Annotated in this window: 20 protein-coding genes, 1 other RNA gene and 4 pseudogenes; 7 read left to right on the plus strand and 18 right to left on the minus strand. The window is 70.6% G+C overall.

Going from position 1 to position 18,343, the window contains the following annotated elements; genetic code table 11:
• The coding region (locus tag ABZ453_RS39640) for an aldehyde dehydrogenase family protein (RefSeq protein ID WP_359023066.1) at positions 1–471 on the plus strand (471 nt) is incomplete at its 5' end.
• Here ABZ453_RS39640 and ABZ453_RS39645 read toward each other — a convergent pair.
• Both ABZ453_RS39645 and ABZ453_RS39650 read right to left on the minus strand, forming a co-directional pair.
• Complete coding sequence (locus ABZ453_RS39645) at positions 456–833, minus strand: hypothetical protein (RefSeq protein ID WP_359023068.1); 378 nt, start codon at positions 831–833, stop codon at positions 456–458. The genes ABZ453_RS39640 and ABZ453_RS39645 overlap by 16 nt on opposite strands.
• Before the next feature lie 49 nt (positions 834–882).
• Positions 883–1,014: pseudogene (locus ABZ453_RS39650) on the minus strand (hypothetical protein); the annotation flags it as partial.
• Positions 1,015–1,233: 219 nt separating this feature from the next.
• Here ABZ453_RS39650 and ABZ453_RS39655 point away from each other — a divergent pair.
• The gene (locus ABZ453_RS39655) at positions 1,234–2,352 is read left to right on the plus strand and encodes an NAD(P)-dependent alcohol dehydrogenase (protein ID WP_359023070.1); all 1,119 of its coding nucleotides are present in this window, start codon (positions 1,234–1,236) and stop codon (positions 2,350–2,352) included.
• A 67-nt stretch (positions 2,353–2,419) separates the two neighbouring features.
• Here the strand turns inward: ABZ453_RS39655 and ABZ453_RS39660 are convergent, their stop codons facing one another.
• The 9 genes and pseudogenes from ABZ453_RS39660 to ABZ453_RS39700 form a co-directional block, all read right to left on the minus strand.
• Entirely contained in the window at positions 2,420–2,677 is a 258-nt protein-coding gene (locus ABZ453_RS39660) for an integrase core domain-containing protein (RefSeq protein ID WP_359023204.1), read from the minus strand.
• 100 nt (positions 2,678–2,777) lie between these two features.
• A pseudogene (locus ABZ453_RS39665) lies at positions 2,778–3,221 on the minus strand (IS3 family transposase); the annotation flags it as partial.
• Between the two features lie 108 nt (positions 3,222–3,329).
• Positions 3,330–3,677, minus strand: coding sequence for a transposase (locus ABZ453_RS39670; protein WP_359023072.1), 348 nt, complete (start codon positions 3,675–3,677; stop codon positions 3,330–3,332).
• Between the two features lie 89 nt (positions 3,678–3,766).
• Complete coding sequence (locus ABZ453_RS39675; protein ID WP_359023074.1) at positions 3,767–3,904, minus strand: hypothetical protein; 138 nt, start codon at positions 3,902–3,904, stop codon at positions 3,767–3,769.
• A 200-nt stretch (positions 3,905–4,104) separates the two neighbouring features.
• Positions 4,105–4,508, minus strand: an RNA gene (gene rnpB, locus ABZ453_RS39680) — RNase P RNA component class A.
• A 169-nt stretch (positions 4,509–4,677) separates the two neighbouring features.
• A pseudogene (locus tag ABZ453_RS39685) lies at positions 4,678–5,463 on the minus strand (DMT family transporter); the annotation flags it as partial.
• Between the two features lie 22 nt (positions 5,464–5,485).
• Positions 5,486–6,307: an AraC family transcriptional regulator gene (locus tag ABZ453_RS39690; RefSeq protein WP_359023076.1), complete on the minus strand. Its 822-nt coding sequence runs from the start codon at positions 6,305–6,307 to the stop codon at positions 5,486–5,488.
• Positions 6,308–6,335: 28 nt separating this feature from the next.
• A complete protein-coding gene (locus tag ABZ453_RS39695; protein WP_359023078.1) occupies positions 6,336–6,887 on the minus strand; it encodes a TetR/AcrR family transcriptional regulator in 552 nt (183 codons plus the stop codon).
• On the minus strand, positions 6,850–7,272 hold the full coding sequence (locus tag ABZ453_RS39700; protein WP_359023080.1) for a DUF4260 family protein: 423 nt from the start codon (positions 7,270–7,272) through the stop codon (positions 6,850–6,852). The genes ABZ453_RS39695 and ABZ453_RS39700 overlap by 38 nt, the downstream gene beginning before the upstream one ends.
• A 130-nt stretch (positions 7,273–7,402) precedes the next feature.
• Here ABZ453_RS39700 and ABZ453_RS39705 point away from each other — a divergent pair.
• Positions 7,403–7,522, plus strand: a pseudogene (locus ABZ453_RS39705) (MerR family DNA-binding transcriptional regulator); the annotation flags it as partial.
• Between the two features lie 51 nt (positions 7,523–7,573).
• Here the strand turns inward: ABZ453_RS39705 and ABZ453_RS39710 are convergent.
• The gene (locus ABZ453_RS39710; protein ID WP_359023082.1) at positions 7,574–9,025 is read right to left on the minus strand and encodes an RNB domain-containing ribonuclease; all 1,452 of its coding nucleotides are present in this window, start codon (positions 9,023–9,025) and stop codon (positions 7,574–7,576) included.
• Between the two features lie 63 nt (positions 9,026–9,088).
• Between ABZ453_RS39710 and yaaA the strand changes: the two genes are divergently transcribed.
• The gene (gene yaaA / locus ABZ453_RS39715) at positions 9,089–9,874 is read left to right on the plus strand and encodes a peroxide stress protein YaaA (protein ID WP_359023084.1); all 786 of its coding nucleotides are present in this window, start codon (positions 9,089–9,091) and stop codon (positions 9,872–9,874) included.
• 73 nt (positions 9,875–9,947) lie between these two features.
• Positions 9,948–10,610, plus strand: a complete 663-nt coding sequence (locus ABZ453_RS39720) for a bifunctional 4-hydroxy-2-oxoglutarate aldolase/2-dehydro-3-deoxy-phosphogluconate aldolase (protein ID WP_359023086.1) — start codon at positions 9,948–9,950, stop codon at positions 10,608–10,610.
• Here ABZ453_RS39720 and ABZ453_RS39725 read toward each other — a convergent pair.
• Genes ABZ453_RS39725 through ABZ453_RS39735 form a run of 3 tightly spaced genes read right to left on the minus strand, consistent with a single transcriptional unit; the run spans position 10,598 to position 13,401 of the window.
• Positions 10,598–11,794 (minus strand): bifunctional RNase H/acid phosphatase, encoded by a 1,197-nt coding sequence (locus ABZ453_RS39725; protein WP_359023088.1) that lies wholly within the window; start codon positions 11,792–11,794, stop codon positions 10,598–10,600. The two genes, ABZ453_RS39720 and ABZ453_RS39725, sit on opposite strands and share 13 nt — an antisense overlap.
• Positions 11,795–11,821: 27 nt before the next feature.
• Positions 11,822–12,565, minus strand: coding sequence for a C4-type zinc ribbon domain-containing protein (locus ABZ453_RS39730; protein WP_359023206.1), 744 nt, complete (start codon positions 12,563–12,565; stop codon positions 11,822–11,824).
• Positions 12,562–13,401, minus strand: coding sequence for a Nif3-like dinuclear metal center hexameric protein (locus ABZ453_RS39735; protein WP_359023090.1), 840 nt, complete (start codon positions 13,399–13,401; stop codon positions 12,562–12,564). The genes ABZ453_RS39730 and ABZ453_RS39735 overlap by 4 nt, the downstream gene beginning before the upstream one ends.
• A 244-nt stretch (positions 13,402–13,645) precedes the next feature.
• Here ABZ453_RS39735 and ABZ453_RS39740 point away from each other — a divergent pair, with 244 nt between their 5' ends.
• Positions 13,646–14,962 carry a hypothetical protein gene (locus tag ABZ453_RS39740; RefSeq protein WP_359023208.1) on the plus strand — a complete coding sequence of 439 codons (1,317 nt, stop codon included), beginning with the start codon at positions 13,646–13,648 and terminating at the stop codon, positions 14,960–14,962.
• 98 nt (positions 14,963–15,060) lie between these two features.
• The gene (locus tag ABZ453_RS39745; RefSeq protein WP_359023092.1) at positions 15,061–15,216 is read left to right on the plus strand and encodes a hypothetical protein; all 156 of its coding nucleotides are present in this window, start codon (positions 15,061–15,063) and stop codon (positions 15,214–15,216) included.
• Positions 15,217–15,286: 70 nt separating this feature from the next.
• On the opposite strand, the gene ABZ453_RS39750 is transcribed toward ABZ453_RS39745, so the two are convergent.
• The 3 genes from ABZ453_RS39750 to ABZ453_RS39760 are packed head-to-tail and all read right to left on the minus strand — an operon-like array spanning position 15,287 to position 18,223.
• Positions 15,287–16,225, minus strand: coding sequence for a 3-oxoacyl-ACP reductase (locus tag ABZ453_RS39750; RefSeq protein WP_359023094.1), 939 nt, complete (start codon positions 16,223–16,225; stop codon positions 15,287–15,289).
• Positions 16,226–16,259: 34 nt separating this feature from the next.
• Positions 16,260–17,336 (minus strand): Zn-dependent alcohol dehydrogenase, encoded by a 1,077-nt coding sequence (locus ABZ453_RS39755; RefSeq protein ID WP_359023096.1) that lies wholly within the window; start codon positions 17,334–17,336, stop codon positions 16,260–16,262.
• A 29-nt stretch (positions 17,337–17,365) separates the two neighbouring features.
• Positions 17,366–18,223, minus strand: a complete 858-nt coding sequence (locus tag ABZ453_RS39760) for a MaoC/PaaZ C-terminal domain-containing protein (RefSeq protein ID WP_359023098.1) — start codon at positions 18,221–18,223, stop codon at positions 17,366–17,368.
• Between the last annotated feature and the right edge of the window lie 120 nt (positions 18,224–18,343).

Raw genomic sequence — 18,343 nt, forward strand, 5'->3', positions numbered from 1 at the left:
ATCGGCCCGCTCGTCTCCCAGCGCCAGCGCGAACGCGTCGAGGAATACATCGCCAAGGGCCGCGCCGAAGGCGCCCGCATCACCACCGGCGGCGGGCGGCCTCCCGGCCTGGACCGCGGCTGGTTCGTCCAACCGACGATCCTCGCGGACCTCGACAACACCTTCACGCCGGCCCGCGAAGAGATATTCGGCCCGGTCCTGTGCGTCCTGCCGTACGACGACGTGGACGACGCCGTACGGATCGCCAACGACTCCGACTACGGACTCGGCGGCACCGTCTGGAGCGCCGACAAGGACCGCGCCCTGGACGTCGCCCGCCGTGTGCAGACCGGCAGCATCGGCGTCAACGGCTACGCACTCGACCTCGGAGCACCCTTCGGTGGCGTCAAGGCGAGCGGCCTGGGCCGGGAGCTGGGGCCCGAAGGCCTGGCGGCGTACCAGCAGTTCAAGAGCATCTACCGTACGTCTTGACCGGAACCGCCACCGGGTACGTGCAGTACGTCGATGACAAGGTCCGCGTAGCGGCGCCACACCGCCGGGCTCACGGTGTTGTCGCTCACGAGCTGCTGGGCGACGCCGCCGACCAGGACGCGGCCCTCTTGCGGGGTGACGTCCGGGCGGACCCGGCCGGTGGCCTGGGCTGCGGTGAGCAGTACAGCGAGCTGTTCAAGGGTGTTGCCCACACTCGGGTCCGTGGCCGGCATCCGGCCGTGGCGCAGCAGGTGGATGACGGCCACCGGGCCGCCCGTGTGGGCGAGGGCCTCGCGGATCAGACGGTGCAGGCCGGCCACCGGATCGGGCTCGGTGGCGGCCTTCCCCGCCCGCTTGCTCATCGGCTCCATCCGCCTCACCGCGACCGCTGCGACGACAGTCCTTAGTCGGAAACCCCCAGTACACCGTGCATTTGCTGACCCCCGCCCGATCTCCGATGTTGGCAACAGAGGCCTCCAGCCCCCTTTTTCTCGAACAGCTCGACGGCGCAGTCCAGGACCCGTTCGCGATTACGGCCGGCATCTGCGCGGGGCGGGCAGGCGTCGGTCATGAGGTCGATTGCCCCGACCACTGGGAGGGACCTTCGCCCCTGCTGGGGCGCTCGACGGGGAGGCACGCCGTCGAATCAAGCGGGCCGCAGAGTCCGTTTCCGCAGTCCATAGGCGTTCGGCGCAGTCCAGTAAGCCCAATGACGCCGTCCATCCGCTACTCCGCCCGTCAAGGGCAGTTGGGAATCACATCATGTCCGTCACCACCAAGGCCGCGCTCGCCGTTCCCGGCCAGGACGCGTACCGCATCGCTGACATCACCGTCGGAGAGCCGCAAGACCATGAGGTCTTGGTCCGCGTCGTCGCCGCGGGTCTTTGCCACACAGACGCCCTCTTCAAGGGCGCCTGGCAGGACCCGTCCCTGCCGCCGATCGTGCTCGGGCACGAAGGCGCGGGCGTGGTCGAGAAGGTCGGCGCGCTGGTCACCTCGGTCAAGCCGGGCGACCGCGTCCTGATGACGTTCAACTCGTGCGGTGAGTGCGACCCGTGCCGCACCGGCCACCCCGCCTACTGCGCACGCTTCAGCGACCTCAACACCAGCCCCACCGGATCGGCCCGCACCGACGGCACCTCCGGACTGACCACCACCGACGGCAAGCCGCTGGCCGGCGGATTCTTCGGCCAGTCCTCGCTGGCCGGCTACGCGATCGCCAATGACCGCAACGTCGTGGCTGTCGACGCCGACGAGGACGAACTCGCCCTCCTCGCCCCGCTCGGCTGCGGCATCCAGACCGGTGCGGGCGCCATCCTCAACGAGCTCAAGCCCGAACCCGGCTCCACCGTCGCAGTGTTCGGCACCGGTGCCGTCGGCATGGCCTCAGTGCTGGCCGCCGGTCTCACCGGTGCGTCGAAAATCGTTGCCGTAGACATCGTGGACTCGCGCCTCGAGCTCGCGCGTGAACTGGGCGCCACCCACACCGTCAACAGCGCCACCACCGACCCTGTCGCCGCCCTGCGTGAGATCAGCGGTGGGCCGGGCGTTCAGGTCGCTGTCGAGACCAGCGGGGTACCGCAGGTCCAGGTGCAGGCCGTCGATGCGCTCGCGACCCGCGGCCGCCTCGGATTGATCGGCGTACGCCTGGATGGGCACTTCGATGTCCTGGGCACCTCGCTGCTTCGCGGCATCACCGTGAACGGCGTCATCGAGGGCGACAGCGACATCGTCACCTTCCTGCCCGCCCTCGTCGACTACGTCCGCCAGGGCCGCTTCCCCCTCCAGCGCCTCATCCAGGAATACCCGCTCAAGCAGATCGACCAGGCCGCCGCGGACTCCAAGTCAGGCAGGACCATCAAGCCGGTCATCCGCTTCTGACGGCTGGCCGCTCCGCACGCGTCGCTTCCTTCCCTCCCTGTCAATCCCCTCGCAGCGTGGAGACGAACTATGCGGCCAGTCCCTCGGTTCGGGTGGCCCGGTAGTCACGTTCGTAGTCGATCGGGCTCTTGAACCCGCATACGCTGTGTAGCCGCCTGGCGTTGTAGAAGTCGGTGATCCAGGTGGTGATCCTGATCCGTGCCTCGGCGCGGGTGGCGAAGGTGTGCCGGTGGACGTACTCGACCTTCGGCACGCCGTTGAACGCCTCGCTCACGGCATCGTCGAAACAAGATCCAACTCTGCCCATGGACTGGGTGACGCCCAGCTTGCGGCAGGCCCGCTGGAACGTCCGGGAGCAGTACTCGGCTGCCCCCGTCCCTGTGCATGATCACGACGCGGACGTCTCCGCCCCGGGTGGCCGCGGCCATGTTGAGTGAGGCCACCACCAGCTCGGCGTCGTGCCGCTCGCCCATCGCGTAACCAAGCAGCCGACGGGAGAACCGGGCGATCACGGTAGCGAGGTAGAGCTTGCCCTCGCCGGTATCGATCTCGGTCATGTCACCTGCCCAGACGAGGTCGGGCCCCTCGGCGGTGAAGTCCCGGCGGACGAAGTCCGGGGCCGCGGGCCGCTTGCCCGCCCTGGTCAGCGACCGGCGCCGGCGGACCTTCCATCCGGCCAGCCCGAGCTCGGCCATCACCTTCGCGACGGTGTTCACCGACACCCGCCAGCCCCGGCGCACCAGCTCGACGAACACCTTCGGCGAGCCGTAGGTGCCCCCTGAGCCGTTGAAGATCTCCTCGATGTCCTCCGCCAGGTGCTGCCGCCGCGTCTCCCGCGCGGCGGGCGGTCGCGCCACTTGTAAAACCACGACTCCGACACCCCCAACGCCCGGCAGGCGGTGCGCAATGGAACCTTCTGCCCGGCCTTGCAGCTGCTGATCACCCCGACCGCGACGGCGGGGTCCGTGTCAGCTGCTTCACCCACAAGGCCACGAATCGCTTGCACACATCACGCCCATCTCCAGCTCACGGATGCGCTTGTCCTTCTCCCTGGCCCCGGCCCTCAGCCGTGCAAGATCCGCCCGCTCACTCTCCCGCAGCCGGCCACCCGAGGGTTTGGCCGACGGCCTGTCCGACGACGGCGACCCGTTGCGCCGAGCCCAAGACACCCAGCTCTGCAGTGTCCCCGAATGAATGCCCAGATCCGCAGCCACCTCCGGGATCGGCTTCCCGGTCTCCGTCACGATCCGTACCGCCCCCTCGCGGAACTCTGCATCGGAGAGGCGCTTCTTGGATGCCATGACTCCAACTATCCCGACGGTCACGGTCTCCACAGTAGGAGGGGAACCTCCTCATTCTCGATAAAGCTGTGCATGTATGTCTCCATACCGCCGCCGATGATCATGACAAATCACTACTTCATGTCGTGGAGGCTGAGCTTGTCGCCGTAGACCTCGAGGTTTCCGATGATGGCGGCGAAGTCGTCGGTGGGATTTCCGGCGCTCGATGGCAGGGGCTCGTGCCGTAGTCGGCAAGGAGACAGCTCGTACATGTACTCCTAAGTGCAGCCGAGTCCAAGATGTCTGCTGCAGAGCGACACTGGACCGCATTCGACACCCGGAATGCCCGAATACGCAGTGTGAGCGGCAGACAGAAACGACGATACCTGCAGCGCAGATTCGACCCGGATTCGACCCCGAGGGTTTGTTCAGTCAGTAAACATAGCCTCTGACCTGCGAAAATACGGGGCGGCAGACGAGCAGGGCTGTACGCCGGGTTCTGTTCCCCGGTCCCTCGCGGGAGTCGGGGTGACGGCCATCCATCTAGGGCCGGTGTTGCCACCGGCCTCGTGCGGTCTACCCGGGGACTTGGGCGGGCAGCCCTCGAACGTCCCCGCAGAGCGCTTTTCACGGCGCTCCTTTTGACCTTGCTCCGGGTGGGGTTTACCTAGCTGCCCAGGTCACCCTGGGCACTGGTGGTCTCTTACACCGCCGTTTCACCCTTACCCGGCACCGAAGTGCTGGGCGGTTTGTTTTCTGTGGCACTGTCCCGTGGGTCGCCCCAGGTGGCCGTTAGCCACCACCCTGCCCTGTGGAGCCCGGACGTTCCTCGGGGAGCCCCTCAAGGGGACTCCACGCGGCCGTCCGCCCGGCTCGTCTGCCGTGATGACCATGCTACCCGCCGTGTGCGGGTGCCCGCGGACGGACCGGGCGGACCGGACGGACCGGCGGGGCCGTCGGGAGCAGCGGCCACCGGGCCCGCCGTCGTCGCCAGGACCGAACCCGCCAGGATCAGCGTGAACGCCGCTCCGATGCCCCACGTCAGGTCCTCGCCCAGGAAGAGGGCCCCGGCCGCGACCGCCACCGCCGGGTTGACGTACGTGAAGACCGTCGCCCGGGTCGGGCCCACCTCCCTGATCAGTTCCAGGAAGGCGACGAAGGCCAGGGCCGTGCAGATCACGCCCAGGCCCAGCAATGCCGACAGGACGGAGGCGGAGGGGAGGGAGGAGGGCCAGGAGAGGGCCGCCGACGGGGCGTAGACCAGGGCCGCCAGGGCCAGGCACGGGGCCGTCAGTTGCAGGGTGGGGACGTCCTTCAGCCAGCGGGATGCGATCAGGGGGGCCGTTGCGTAGCCGAGGACCGTGAGGAAGACCTCGACCAGGGAGCGGGCGTCTCCGCCGGTGAGGTGTGGGATGGTCAGGACGGCCACCCCGGCCAGGCCCAGCCCCAGGCCCACCATCCGACGTACGCCCAGTCGCTCCGCGCTGCCGAAGAAGCGGGCCAGCACGACCCCCACAATCGGTACGCCCGCGATCAGCAGGCCCGCCGTCGAGCTGGACAGGTGGCGCTCGGCGTCGGTGAGGGTGAACCAGGGGCCGATGATCTCTATGCACGCGAACGCCAGCATCGGCAGCCAGTGGGCGCGGAGGACGCGGAGCAGGCCGCCGCCTCGGATCGCGAACGGCAGCAACAGCAGCGCGCCCAGGGCGCAGCGCGTGAACACCACCATGGACGGGGACAGTGGGGCGTCCACCGCTACCTTGATCATCAGGTACGGGATGCCCCAGACCACTCCCATCAGGGAGAACAGGAACCAGCCGCGTGCAGTCATGCGGACAGGATCGGCCGAGCCGCTACCTGCCGTCTTGAACGCTGTTGCGGTACGCCGCCGGCGTCACCCCCAGCACCCTCCGGAACCAGCGCGTCAGGTGGGCCTGGTCCGCGAAGCCGACCAGAGGTGCGACCTCCGCCGGGCGCAGGCCCGCGTCCAGGAGGCGGCGGGCGCGGGTCACGCGGTGCTGGGCCAGCCAGGCGTACGGCGGTATCCCCATCGTCGTACGGAAGGCTCGGAGGAGTTGGTAGCGGGACAGGTTCAGCTCTGTGGCGAGGGCTGCCAGGGACGGGGGCTGCAGGAGTTCGTCGGCCAGGCGGTCTCGTACGAGCAGTGCTATGCGCTCGGCTCCCGGTACCTCGTCGCTCGTGGGGCGGGCTGTCGAGTGGCGGCGGGCCAGGGCAGTGAGGAGCCAGGGGAGGCGGGACTCCGTCTCCAGGGGGTCGGGGCAGGCACTCAGTTCGGTGTGGGTGGAGAGGATCGCCGCGGCCAGTTCCGGGTCGTCTATCAGGGGGTCGCGGAAGTGGGGGAGGCCGCCGAGGGTGCCTTCGGTGAGGAGGGTGGTGTCGGCGTAGAGGGCGCGGTAGGCGTAGCCGTCGGTCGCGTTTCCCGGGCCGCCGGTGTGGACCTCGTCCGGGGCCAGTACGACGATCGAGCCTGGGCCCGTGCGGATGTGGCCGCCTCGGTAGTCGATGACCTCGGAGCCGCCGACGCAGACGCCGACCGTGAACTCGTCGTGGGCGTGCGGCGAGTAGACGTGTTTGTCGAAGCGGGCGGTCAGGAGGTCGAGGGAGGGGCCGCAGCGGCCCAGCCACGTCCTCGTCCACAGCGCCTGTTCGGCCATCGCTTCCCCCTTCGACCCCTTCGTCGTTCTAAGGGTGGAACGCTCTCAGGCCCCTTTTCCATGCCGCCCCCAGATCCGCGTCGTCCGGAAAACGGCCGTGGATTTCCAGGATCACCATCCCGTGCGCGAAGGCCCACAGGGACCGGGCCGTGTCCAGATCGCCGCCGCACACCCGCATCAGCGGCATCGCCGCCCGGTCCTCCAGCCCCGGTGGGAGGGCGGCGCGGGGCAGGGGGCGTTCCGTGGCCAGGCAGTACAGGTGCGGGTGGGTGAGCGCGTAGGCGCGGTACGCGTCCGCCAGTGCCGTCAGTGAACCCGGTTCGCGCTCCTCCGCCGCCTCCAGGGCCGCCGCCGACTCCTCCAGCATCTGGGCGATCAGCTCGACCTCGACGGCGTTCTTGTCGGGGAAGTGCTTGTAGAGGGACGGCGCCTTGATGCCGAGGCGGTCGGCGAGGGCCCGCATGGTCAGGGCGGTGGGCCCGGACTTCTCGAGGATGTCCCGGGCGACCGCCGCGATCTCGCCGGCCCTCGGCGTCAGTCGTTCACCCACGCTGGAAGCCCTCCTTCGTCCGCAGCCCATAGCCGAAGGCGCGATCGTACGAGATGTGAGCGAGCCAGCCGCACAGCGCCGCGAAGGCCGGCGCCCAGGCGAAGTACGGCTGGACCGCGTACCCGACCAGCAGCGCCAGCGGGACCAGGGCGCGGTGCATTGCGTTGTAGTACGGCACCGCGCGCGGCGCCAGCTGCCCCTTCGCCATACGGGGCGCGTCGTCCAGGGCGACCAGGAAGGTCAGGTCCGGCAGGACGAGGAAGACGAGCGCGAGAGTGCCCGCGAGCCAGCCGTGGTTCACGGCTTCGAGGACCGCGAAGGCGGACCAGAACAGGGCGTTCGCGAGCCACGCGGTGCGGCGGACGACCAGGGTGGCCGAGGGGCGGCGGGAAGTAGTGCTGGTGCTGGTGCTCACGAGGGGCTCCTGAGGGTCTCTGCCGTGGCTAACGGCGTTAGCCCCTGACATCCATGACCGTACGGCTAACAGCGTTAGCCGTCAAGAGCTCCCTTGATCCTGCCGCGACGTCAACCTCCCGACTGGTCCCATGCGGATCGGAGAACTCGCCGCCACCATCGGTGTCACCACGCGGGCTGTGCGGCACTACCACCATCAGGGGCGTATTCGGCGGCTGACCGAGGTGGGGCTCGGGTTGGCGGAAGTGCGGACCGCCTCGTCCGCTTCCACGCCGACGACGCCGAGGTCGTCGTACACCAGATCACGCAGGCGCGAAACGTACCTTCGCCGTTCCCGGGTCGGCCTGGGTGAGGCGGACCCGTAGGCGTTCGCCGAGGGGGAGACGACCGAGGGGGAGATTGTCGCCCTCGATGCGGCCTATGACCGCCGGGGACGTCAACTGCACCACTCCCACGGTTGGTTGACGCTCCTCGACCTCCACCACGCAGCCGTCGAACTCCTCCCCCACCCGGTCCTTCAGCAGCGCCGCCTCCACGATGTCCACGCACTCCCGCTCGACCGTTCCAGCGCGCCGGTTGCCGTCCGCCATCTCGTGCGGCAGCACGTCGAGGGCCGCGAGGACCCAGTCCGGCGCAGGAACACCTGCCACCGCGGCCAGGCAGATCTCCGACGCGTAGCGGTCGGCCAGGCGTCTGAGGGGGGCCGTGCAGTGGGCGTAGGGGGCGGCTACTGCGGCGTGGGTGGTGATGGCGGGGAGGTGGCCGTCCCGGAAGACGGTGTAGCCGGCGCCGCGGAGGAGGGTCGTGCACTCCTGGAGGAAGGCCGCGTGGTGGGAGTTGTGGGGGTCCAGGGAGCGGATCAGGTGGGCGTAGGAGACGTGGTGGGGCCAGTCGACGTGCAGGGCGCGTGCGGTACGGCGGAGGCGGCCGACGGCACCGTCCGGGGCTGCGGGGAGGGTACGCAGTACACCGGTGCCGTGCGTCAGCATCAGGTCGGCGGCCGCCATTCCGGTCAGCAGGGAGATCTGCGCGTTCCAGCCGTCGGCCGGGAGCGGGGCGCGGTACGTCAGCTCGTACGCGTCGTCCCGCTCCACGATCTCCTGCTCGGGCACGTTCAGGGAGATGCCGCCTCGCTCCACCTCCAGGCGCTCCCGCAGCTCGCCGATCACCTTCAGAAGGGCCAGTGGCTCGTCGGCCGTCCCCTCGTCGATCTGGCGCTGCACGCCCTCGTAGTCGAGCTTGGCGCGGCTGCGGACCACGGCCCGGCGGACGTCGACGGCGACGGTACGGCCGTCCTCGTCCAGGTCGATCGCCCAGAGGGCGGCGGGGCGTTCCTGGCCGGGGAGGAGGCTCGCGGCGCCCTCGCTCAATACCTGTGGATGCAGCGGGACCTTCTCGTCGGGGAAGTACAGGGTCGTCACCCGGCGGTGGGTCTCCGCGTCCAGTGTTCCGCCGGGTACAACGAAGGCGGCGACGTCTGCGATGGCGTACCGGACGCGGTAGCCGCCGGTGGGCCGGCGGGACAGGTGCATGGCCTGGTCGAGGTCGGTGGAGGTGCGTGGGTCGATCGTGAAGAGGGGGATGGCCGTGGCGTCGTACGGCGGGATGGGCGGGGCCTTCGCGGTCTGCTCGGCCTCGGCCAGGGCCTCGGGTGGGTAGCCGTCGGTCACGCCCAGTTCGGTGCGCAGGGCGGTGAGGGCGGCCCGGAGGGGGGCTTCGGGGGCGCCGGTCACGCGGATGTGGCGGCGGGGCATACAGCGAGGGTATGCAGATCGGGGGTCGTACGCTGTGCGGAGCTCAAGAGAAGGAGATCGTCCGTGCTCGTCCTGCTGCCCCCGTCCGAAGGCAAGGCCGCCTCATCCGGCCGTGGCGCCCCGCTGAAGTTGGAGTCGCTGTCGCTGCCGGGGCTGACCGCCGCTCGTGAGGCCGTACTCGGTGAGCTGGTGGAGCTGTGTGCCGGGGACGAGGACAAGGCGTGTGAGGTGCTCGGGCTGAGTGAGGGGCTGCGGGGCGAGGTCGCCAAGAATGCCGGGCTGTTGACGGCCGGGGCGCGGCCCGCCGGGGAGATCTACACCGGGGTGCTGTACGACGCCCTGGATCTGGGCTCGCTGGACGCGGGTGCGAAGAGGCGGGCGGGGCGGTCGCTGCTCGTCTTCTCGGGGTTGTGGGGTGCGGTGCGGGTCAACGACCGTATTCCTTCCTACCGTTGCTCGATGGGCGTCAAGCTGCCGGGGCTCGGGGCGCTGGGGGCGCACTGGCGGGCGCCCATGGCGGACGTGCTGCCCGAGATCGCGGGCAGTGGGCTCGTGCTTGACCTGCGGTCCTCCGCTTATGCCGCCGCCTGGAAGCCCAAGGGGGAGGTGGCTGGGCGGACGGCCAGCGTGCGGGTGCTGCACGCGCCCACGCGGAAGGTCGTCAGTCACTTCAACAAGGCGACCAAGGGGCGGATCGTACGGAGTCTGCTGGCGTCCGGGATCGCGCCGAAGGGGCCGGCGGAGCTGGTGGAGGCGCTGCGGGACCTGGGGTATGTGGTGGAGGTCGAGGCGCCCAAGGGGGCTGGGCGGGCGTGGACGCTGGATGTGCTGGTGGACGAGGTGCACTGAGAGAGCGACCCGAGGTGTTGCAGCATGCGCAATGAGCTTTGCGCATGCTGCGATACGGCGGCACGATGACGTCATGACCTCGCCCCTGTCCTCGCCGCCGTCCTCGCCTCTGCCCGGCTCCGTGCTGGACCTCGCCCCCGTCGTCCCGGTCGTCGTCATCGAGGACGCCGCCGACGCCGTACCGCTCGCACGGGCCCTGGTCGCCGGGGGGCTGCCCGCGATCGAGGTGACTCTGCGGACGCCGGTCGCGCTGGAGGCGATTCGGGCCATTGCCGCCGATGTGCCGGACGCGGTCGTCGGGGCCGGGACCGTGATCACGCCGGAGCAGGTGAAGGAGTCGGTGGCCGCCGGGGCTCGTTTCCTGGTCAGCCCGGGGTGGACGAACGTACTGCTGGAGGCGATGCGGGGGGCGGGGGTGCCGTTCCTGCCGGGGGTGTCCACGGCTTCGGAGGTGGTGGGGCTGCTGGAGCGGGGGGTGCGGGAGATGAAGTTCTTCCCGGCCGAGGCGGCGGGGGGTACGGCGTATCTGAAGTCCCTCGCCGGGCCGTTGCCGCAGGCGCGGTTCTGTCCGACGGGCGGGATCGGGGCCGGGAATGCCACTGACTACCTGGCGTTGCCCAACGTCGGCTGTGTGGGCGGGACTTGGATGCTCCCGGCGGACGCCGTGGCCGCCCGGGACTGGGGGCGGGTCGAGGCCCTTGCCCGGGAAGCCGCCGGGCTCCGTCAGCGCAGGTGAGACGTGTCGTTGAACAGCCGTACGCTCGCGTTGCCGTCGGCGTAGTACGCCACCGCGGACAGTGAAGCCGCCGAGAGTTCCATGCGGAACAGGGCCTCCGGCGGGGCGCCCAGGGCTAGTTGGACGAAGGTCTTGATCGGCGTGACGTGGGAGACGAGCAGGACCGTGCGGCCCGCGTAGGCCGCGACCAGCTTGTCCCTCGCCGCCGCGATACGGGTCGCCGTCGCCGCGAAGCTCTCGCCGCCGCCGGAGGGTTCCACCGTGGGGTCGGACAGCCAGCGGGTCAGGTCGTCCGGGTAGCGTTCGCGGACCTCGGCGAAGGTCAGGCCCTCCCAGGCACCGAAGTCCGTCTCCCTGATCTCGTCCTCGACGCTCACCTCCAGACCGAGGTGGCGGGCGACGATACCGGCGGTCTCGCGGGTGCGAGCGAGGGGGGACGCGACGATCGCCTGGATGGTCCCGCGCCGGGCCAGCGAGGCGCCCGCCCGCTCGGCCTGCTCCCGGCCGACGTCGGAGAGGGAGGGGTTGGTGCCGCCGGAACCCGAGAACCGCTTCTGCGGGGTCAGCGGGGTCTCACCGTGCCGGAGCAGTACGAAGGTCGCGGGCGCGCCCATGTCGACGGGGGCCCAGCCGGGGGTGGCGACAGCCGTAGCGGCCCGCACGTCGGCGTCAGCGGGAGAGGAAGGAGCGGCGGCGGAGTCGGAAGCATCCGCGGCCGACCGGGACGCCCCGCTGTCCAGTTCCGCCGTCGACCTCGTCGCCGACCACTGCTCCCCCCGCTTCCCCGCGTCCATCGCCTCGTTCGCCAAGCGGTCCGCGTGCTTGTTCTGCTCGCGCGGGATCCACTCGTACGTCACCTGGTCCGGCGGGAAGATGCGGGACGCCTCGGCGGCCAGCGGCTTCATGTCGGGGTGCTTGATCTTCCAGCGGCCCGACATCTGCTCGATGACCAGCTTGGAGTCCATGCGGACGTGGACGGTCGCGGAGGGGTCCAGTTGGTGCGCCGCCCGCAGGCCCGCCATCAGTCCCCGGTACTCGGCGACGTTGTTCGTGGCGATGCCGATGTACTCGGCCGCCTCGACCAGGGGCTCCCCCGTCGCCGCGTCCAGCACGACCGCTCCGTAGCCCGCCGGGCCGGGGTTGCCCCTCGACCCTCCGTCGGCCTCGACGATGAACTCCCGCACGGAACGCGCCCCTTACCCTTGCAGCCCTTACAGACCGGACTCGGCCGTACGCACCAGGATGCGGCGGCAGTTCTCGCAGCGCACCACCGTGTCGGGGGCGGCCGCGCGGATCTCGTTGATGTCGGTGATGGCCAGCTCCTGGCGGCAGCCCTGGCAGGTGCGCTGGTAGAGCTTGGCCGCACCGATGCCGCCCTGCTGCTCGCGCAGCTTGTCGTAGAGCTTGAGCAGGTCGGCGGGGATGGTGGCGGCGATGACCTCGCGCTCCTTGGTCACCGTGGCCACCTCGCCGTCGATCTCCTCGAAGGCCGCGTCCCGGCGCGCGGTCGCGTCGTCGATCTTCGACTGGACGGAGGAGACCCGCTCGGTCAGCTCGCGCACCCGCTCCTGCACGGACTCGATGCGCTCCATGACCTCCAGGACGACGTCCTCGAGGTCGCCCTGCCGCTTGGCGAGGGAGGCGATCTCGCGCTGGAGGTTCTCCAGGTCCTTTGGAGAGGTCACCGCGCCGGAGTCCAGGCGCTGCTGGTCGCGGGCGGCGCGCTGGCGCACCTGGTCCACGTCCTGCTCGGCCTTGGTCTGCTCGCGGGCGGTGTCGCTCTCCTCGGTCTGCGCGGCCACGAGCAGGTCGCGCAGCTGGGTGAGGTCCTTGGTCAGCGACTCGATCTCGGCGTGTTCGGGCAGGGACCTGCGCCGGTGCGCGAGCTGCTGCAGGCGGACGTCGAGTGCCTGGACGTCGAGGAGTCGGATCTGGTCGGCGGGCGCGGCGTTCAGTTGGGGGCTCCAGGTGAAGGGGAGTGGCTGGTCCAGGGGTCGGTGACCGTCTTGGAGACGTGGACGCGCAGGTCCCAGCCGTGACGGTCGGAGATCTCGTCGAGCTGGGCTGCGGCCAGCTCGCACCAGGGCCACTCGGTGGCCCAGTGCGCCGCGTCGAGCAGCGCGAGGGGGCTGTGGAGGACGGCCTCGGAGGCCGGGTGGTGGCGCAGGTCGGAGGTGAGGAAGGCGTCGACGCCCGCCGCGCGGACCTGGTCGAAGAGGCTGTCCCCGGAGCCGCCGCTGACGGCGACCGTGCGGATGGTCGCCCGGGTGTCGCCGGCGACGCGGATGCCCTGCGCGGTGGCGGGCAGGCGTTCGGCGGCCCGTGCGGCGAACTCGGCGAGGGTCAGTGGGTGGTCCAGTTCGCAGATGCGGCCAAGGCCCCGGCGGCCCTCGGGGTCGGTGGGGTCCGGGACGAGGGGGCGTACGACCCGCAGGTCCAGGGCGCCGGCGAGGGCGTCGCTCACACCGGGGTCGGCCGTGTCCGCGTTGGTGTGGGCCACGTGCAGCGCGATGTCGTGCTTGATGAGGGTGTGTACGACCCGGCCCTTGAAGTGCGAGGCCGCCACCGTCGTCGTACCGCGCAGGTAGAGCGGATGGTGGGTGATCAGCAGGTCGGCGTCGAGCTTCACCGCCTCGTCGACGATCTCCTTTACGGGGTCCACGGCGAACAGGACCCGGGTGACCTCCTGGTCGGGGTCGCCGACGACCGTGCCGACCGCGTCCCAGGACTCGGCCTGCTCGGCGGGCCACAGGTTGTCCAGCGCGGCGATGACTTCAGACAGACGGGGCACGGACAAAAGGCTACCTGCCTGATCTGTGCTGCTGAACCGAAGCCCGTGGTCGGAGTGCGGCCCGGGAGTACGGGTCTCGTCGCCCCGCTGCGCCCCGATCGGCCCCTATGGCCCTCTTCAGCACAATCGCCCCCTTTCCCTCAGGCGAATCGTTCCGCTGCCATCCTTATGTGTGAAGCGTGAGCCTGGTGGTCTCACGTCCGTGCGTACGAAAACTAGCTTCGTGGCCGGAGGTGACCAGACGATGACGGCCTGTGCGATCCAGCCCGAGGCCGCCCCCGGGGGCGAGGCTCCCCGGGCGGCGTGCACCATCACCGCTGACGGCGCCTACGCCGCCCGCCTCGCCCTCGACGGCGACTGCTGGTTCCCGGAGCGCTGGACGCTGGACGGCCCGGAGCCGTACGCCGTGCCGCTGCCCGGCAACCAGCCCGAGGAGCCCGGCACCGAGGTACAGCCGATGGGCGACGGGCGGGTGCTCATCCGGCGGGTGACGGAAGGGCGGCACGTCTTCTCGCTGCTGTATCCGACCGGCCCCGGCACCGGCGAGGTACTGATCGGCTCGGTCGAGTGCCCGGACGAGGACACCCGGCTGGGGCTGCTGCCACCGGCACCGGGAGGTGCGCGGGCCTACGCCCTCGCCGTGGGCCGGCGTTCCAGCACGCTGTGGCTGGTGGCGGGCGGGGCCTTCGGTCCCGAGCGGGTGACCGAGGTCCCGGGGCGCTGCTCGGGCGGGGCGTGGCTGGACCACGCGGGGCGGATGCTGGCCCTGGACCGGGAGGTCGGGGGGCGGACCAAGACGATCGTGGTGGATTTGGAGCGGGGCGGCGAGGTGTCGCCGTTCCTGCAGATCGCCGACGGCAGCGACGACCGGCTGCTGCTGGCCGACCCGGACAGCGGGCTGCTGCTGATCCGCTCGGACGCGCCCTCGCCCGGCGAGGGCCGGCTGGGGTGGGGGGTTTTGGGCAGCACGCTGCCGGCGCGGTTCCCGGAGTGCCTGCGGGTGCCCAACTGCACGGTGACGCCGTTCGCGATCCAGCCGGGGCGGGTGCTGGTCCCGGAGAGCTGTGCGGTGGCGCTCCGGGTCGACGGGCCGGTGGGCAGCTGGGTGGCGGTGTGGCGGCCGGACCGGCGGCAGGTGCACCATCTCCCGGCGCCCGAGGGATGGTTGACGGGCGCGGGGCTGTGGACGGCGGACGGGGTACTGCGACTGCCGTACGCCACGGCCGAGGTGCCGTGCGGGGTGGCGGGGGTGACCGTGCCCACGCCGGATCCGGTGCCGAGTGCGGTGGCCTCGGCGGATCCGGTGCCGGGTTCGGTGGCCTCGACGGATCCGGTGCCGAGTGCGGTGGCCTCGGCGGATCCGGTGCCGGGTTCGGTGGCCTCGACGGATCCGGTGCCGAGTGCGGTGGCCTCGACGGATCCGGTCGGCGGAAACGGCAGTTCAGTCGCGGCGCAAGACGGCAGTTCCGCAACAGCGCCTGAGGAACACCCCGCGGAGCCGGTCGTGGCGCGTCCGGTGCCGTTGCAGGAAGCTCCGCTGGGACGTCTTGTAACGAAGTAGTGCCGATGGGCCGTGGCGCCTGGATTCGGCCCGAGGTGTGCTGGTTACACTCGCCGGGCTGTTAGAAAGATCATGTTGTTACGGGGTGAAACCTTCCGATGAGCGACACCAGCACGATGCAGCCGCTGTCCGCCGAGGCCCAGGAGGACGCCGGTCACGGTCGTCACCGGGGTCCGGTCTCGGTCCAGGACGGTGACACGGCTCCTCAGGGCCGTCACCGCAAGCAGTCCGAGGACTCCGGGTCGGCTGCCTGAGAGTAGACGGGAAGGGCCCGCACATCACTGCCGATGTGCGGGCCCTTTCCCTTGGCTCACCTTCCTCGGCTTACGTGCGCTTCAGGCCCAGCACCTCCACCGCACCGAACGTCTCCCCCTCCGGGCGTTCGGCGTAGTGCGGGGTGAGGACTGCCTCCAACTCGTCGTAGGTGAACGTGTCCTGCTTGCTGTCGAACTTGGCCCGCACCCGCGGCCGGTCGACGATCGCCACCATGCCGCCGTGCACCACGAGGAGCTGTCCGTTGACGCGGGACGCGGCGGGCGAGGCCAAGTAGCCGACGAGCGGGGCGACATGCTCGGGCGAGAGCGGGTCGATGCCGTCGTCGGGTTCCTGGAAGCCGGCGAAGACGTCCTCGGTCATCCGGGTACGGGCGCGGGGGCAGATGGCGTTGGCGGTGACCCCGTACTTGGCCAGCGCGAGGGCCGTCGACGTGGTCAGGCCGACGATTCCGCCCTTGGCCGCCGCGTAGTTGGGCTGGCCCGCGGAGCCCGCGAGGAAGGCCTCCGAGGACGTGTTGACGATACGGCCGTAGACCGGGGCGCCCGTCGCCTTGGAGCGTTCGCGCCAGTGGGCGGCGGCGAAGTGGGTCGTGTTGAAGTGGCCCTTGAGGTGGACCCGGATGACCGAGTCCCACTCCCCCTCGCTCATGGAGAACACCATCCGGTCGCGCAGGATGCCCGCATTGTTGACCAGGACGTCCAGCTTCCCGAACTCCGCGACCGCCAACTCGACCAGTTTGCTGGCCTGTTGGAAGTCGGCCACATCGCCGGTGTGCGCCACGGCCCGCCCGCCTGTCGCGCGGATCTCGGCGGCGACCTCCTCGGCGGGGGCCGCGGATGCCTCCCCCGTGCCGTCCCGGCCCGGCTGGCCGAAGTCGTTGACGACGACGGCCGCTCCGAGCCGGGCGAGTTCCAGCGCCTCGGCCCGGCCCAGGCCCCGACCCGCCCCGGTGACCACGGCGGACAGTCCCTCAAGTGGCAGTGACATGAGCACCCTTCACGTAGGCGTCTTCACGTAGGCGTCAGATCTCGATGCACGTACGCAGCGCGGTCCCCGAACGCATCTGGTCCAGCGCCTCGTTGATCTCGCTCAGCGGCACCCGGTGGGTGATCAGGCTCTCCAGGTCGACGCGGCCGGCCCGCCACAGGGCGATCGTGCGTTCGTAGGAGCGCAGGACGTCGCCGCCGCCGTACATGGACGGCAGGATGCGCTTCTCGTCGAAGAACAGCTCGAACATGTTGAGCTGCAGGAAGTCGTCCATGGCGCCCGCCCCGACGACCACGAGGGTGCCGCCGCGCCGGGTGTTCTCGTACGCCGTGCGGGCGGTGGCCGACTTGCCGACCACCTCGAAGACATAGTCGAAGCCCTCGCCGCCGGTGACCTCCTGCTTGGCGGTGGCCAGCTCGTCAGGTGAGACGGCCTTGGTGGCACCGAACTTGAGCGCCGACTCGCGGCGCGCGGCGACCGGGTCGACGGCGACGATCTCGGCGGCGCCCTTCAGCCGCGCCCCCTGGATCGCGGAGATGCCGACGCCTCCGCAGCCGATGACGGCGACCGACGAACCGGCCTCCACGTCGGCGGTGTTGAGGGCCGCCCCGAGTCCCGTGGTGACTCCGCAGCCGATCAGGGCGGCGATGTCGAAGGGCACGTCGTCGGGGATCGGCACCGCGCAGCCGGCGTCGACGACGACCTCCTCGGCGAAGGTGCCGGTGCCCGCGAAGCCGAAGACATCGCCGCCGGGGCGCTTGAAGTTGGGGGTGCCGGCGTTCATGAATCCCGCCAGGCACAGTTCGGTCTGGCCGCGTTTGCAGGCCGGACAGGCGCCGCAGGCGGGCAGCCAGCACACGACGACCCGGTCGCCGGGCTTGACGCGGGTGACGCCCTCCCCCACCTCCAGGACCTCGCCCGCGCCCTCGTGCCCGGGCACGAACGGCGCCGGCTGCGGCAGCACCCCGTTCATCGCGGACAGGTCCGAGTGGCACAGGCCAGTGGCGCGTATCCGGATCCGTACCCTGCCGGGTCCGAAGCCCGTCGGTTCGACGTCGTCGAGGACCTCCAGCTTGTCCTGGCCGATCTCGTTCAGTACGGCTGCTCGCATGGTGCGGCTCCCCTCAAGTCAGCTGGGATTCAGGAGTGTTCGACGACGGTGTCGGCGAGGACGGGCGCGTCGTCCCGCTCGACGGCGCTGACGGCGACCCTGGTGGACTCCGCCGTGTGCCACATGCGGATGCGCAGGGTCTCGCCGGGGTAGACCACGCCGGCGAAGCGGGTCGTGTACGAGCGCACCTGGCCGACGTCCCCGCCCAGCAGCATGTCGACGACCGCCTTCAGCGTCATGCCGTAGGTGCACAGCCCGTGCAGGATGGGCTTCTCGAACCCGGCGAGCTTGGCGAACTCGGGGTCGGCGTGCAGCGGGTTCCAGTCGCCGGAGAGGCGGTAGAGCAGGGCCTGGTCCTCGCGGATCGGGCGTTCTACGGTCCGGTCGGGTTCGCCGGTTGGTGCGTCGAGGCGGGTGGAGGGGCCGCGGTCGCCGCCCCAGCCGCCCTCGCCCCGTACGAAGATCTGGGCGTCGTTGGTCCACAACGGGCCGCCGGCGTCGGCGACTTCGGTGCGCATGACCAGGACGGCCGCCTTGCCCTTGTCGTAGACGGCGGCGATACGGCCCGTGGCGGTGGCGGTGCCCTGGGCCGGGATGGGGCGGTGCAGGGTGAGCGACTGGCCGCCGTGCAGGACCTTGGCGAGGTCGACCTCGATACCCGGCATCGACAGTCCGCTGATCACGCTCGGTGAGCCGGAGCCGGCGACGGTGGCGAAACTGGGCAGCACGTGCAGCCGGGACTCCAGGGTGTAGCGCAGCTCGTCGGGGTCGGTGGCGGGGATGCCGGCGCCGATGCCGAGGTGGTAGAGCTGGACGTCCTTGGTGGTCCAGGTCAGCTCGCCGGTCCGGGGTTCGGCGGCGAGGGCCTTGGCTGCGTCGATGGGCATGGGGCTCCTGAAGGTGGCGACTGAAGACCCCGGTGCGGCCGTCCGCACCGTCGGCCGCACCGAGGTCGCTGCGGGCCGATCTAGAACGCGTTCCAGTCCGGCGCCCCTTGTATAGCCCAG

Source organism: Streptomyces sp. NPDC005799 (assembly GCF_040630525.1).
GTDB classification, from domain to species: domain Bacteria; phylum Actinomycetota; class Actinomycetes; order Streptomycetales; family Streptomycetaceae; genus Streptomyces; species Streptomyces griseorubiginosus_B.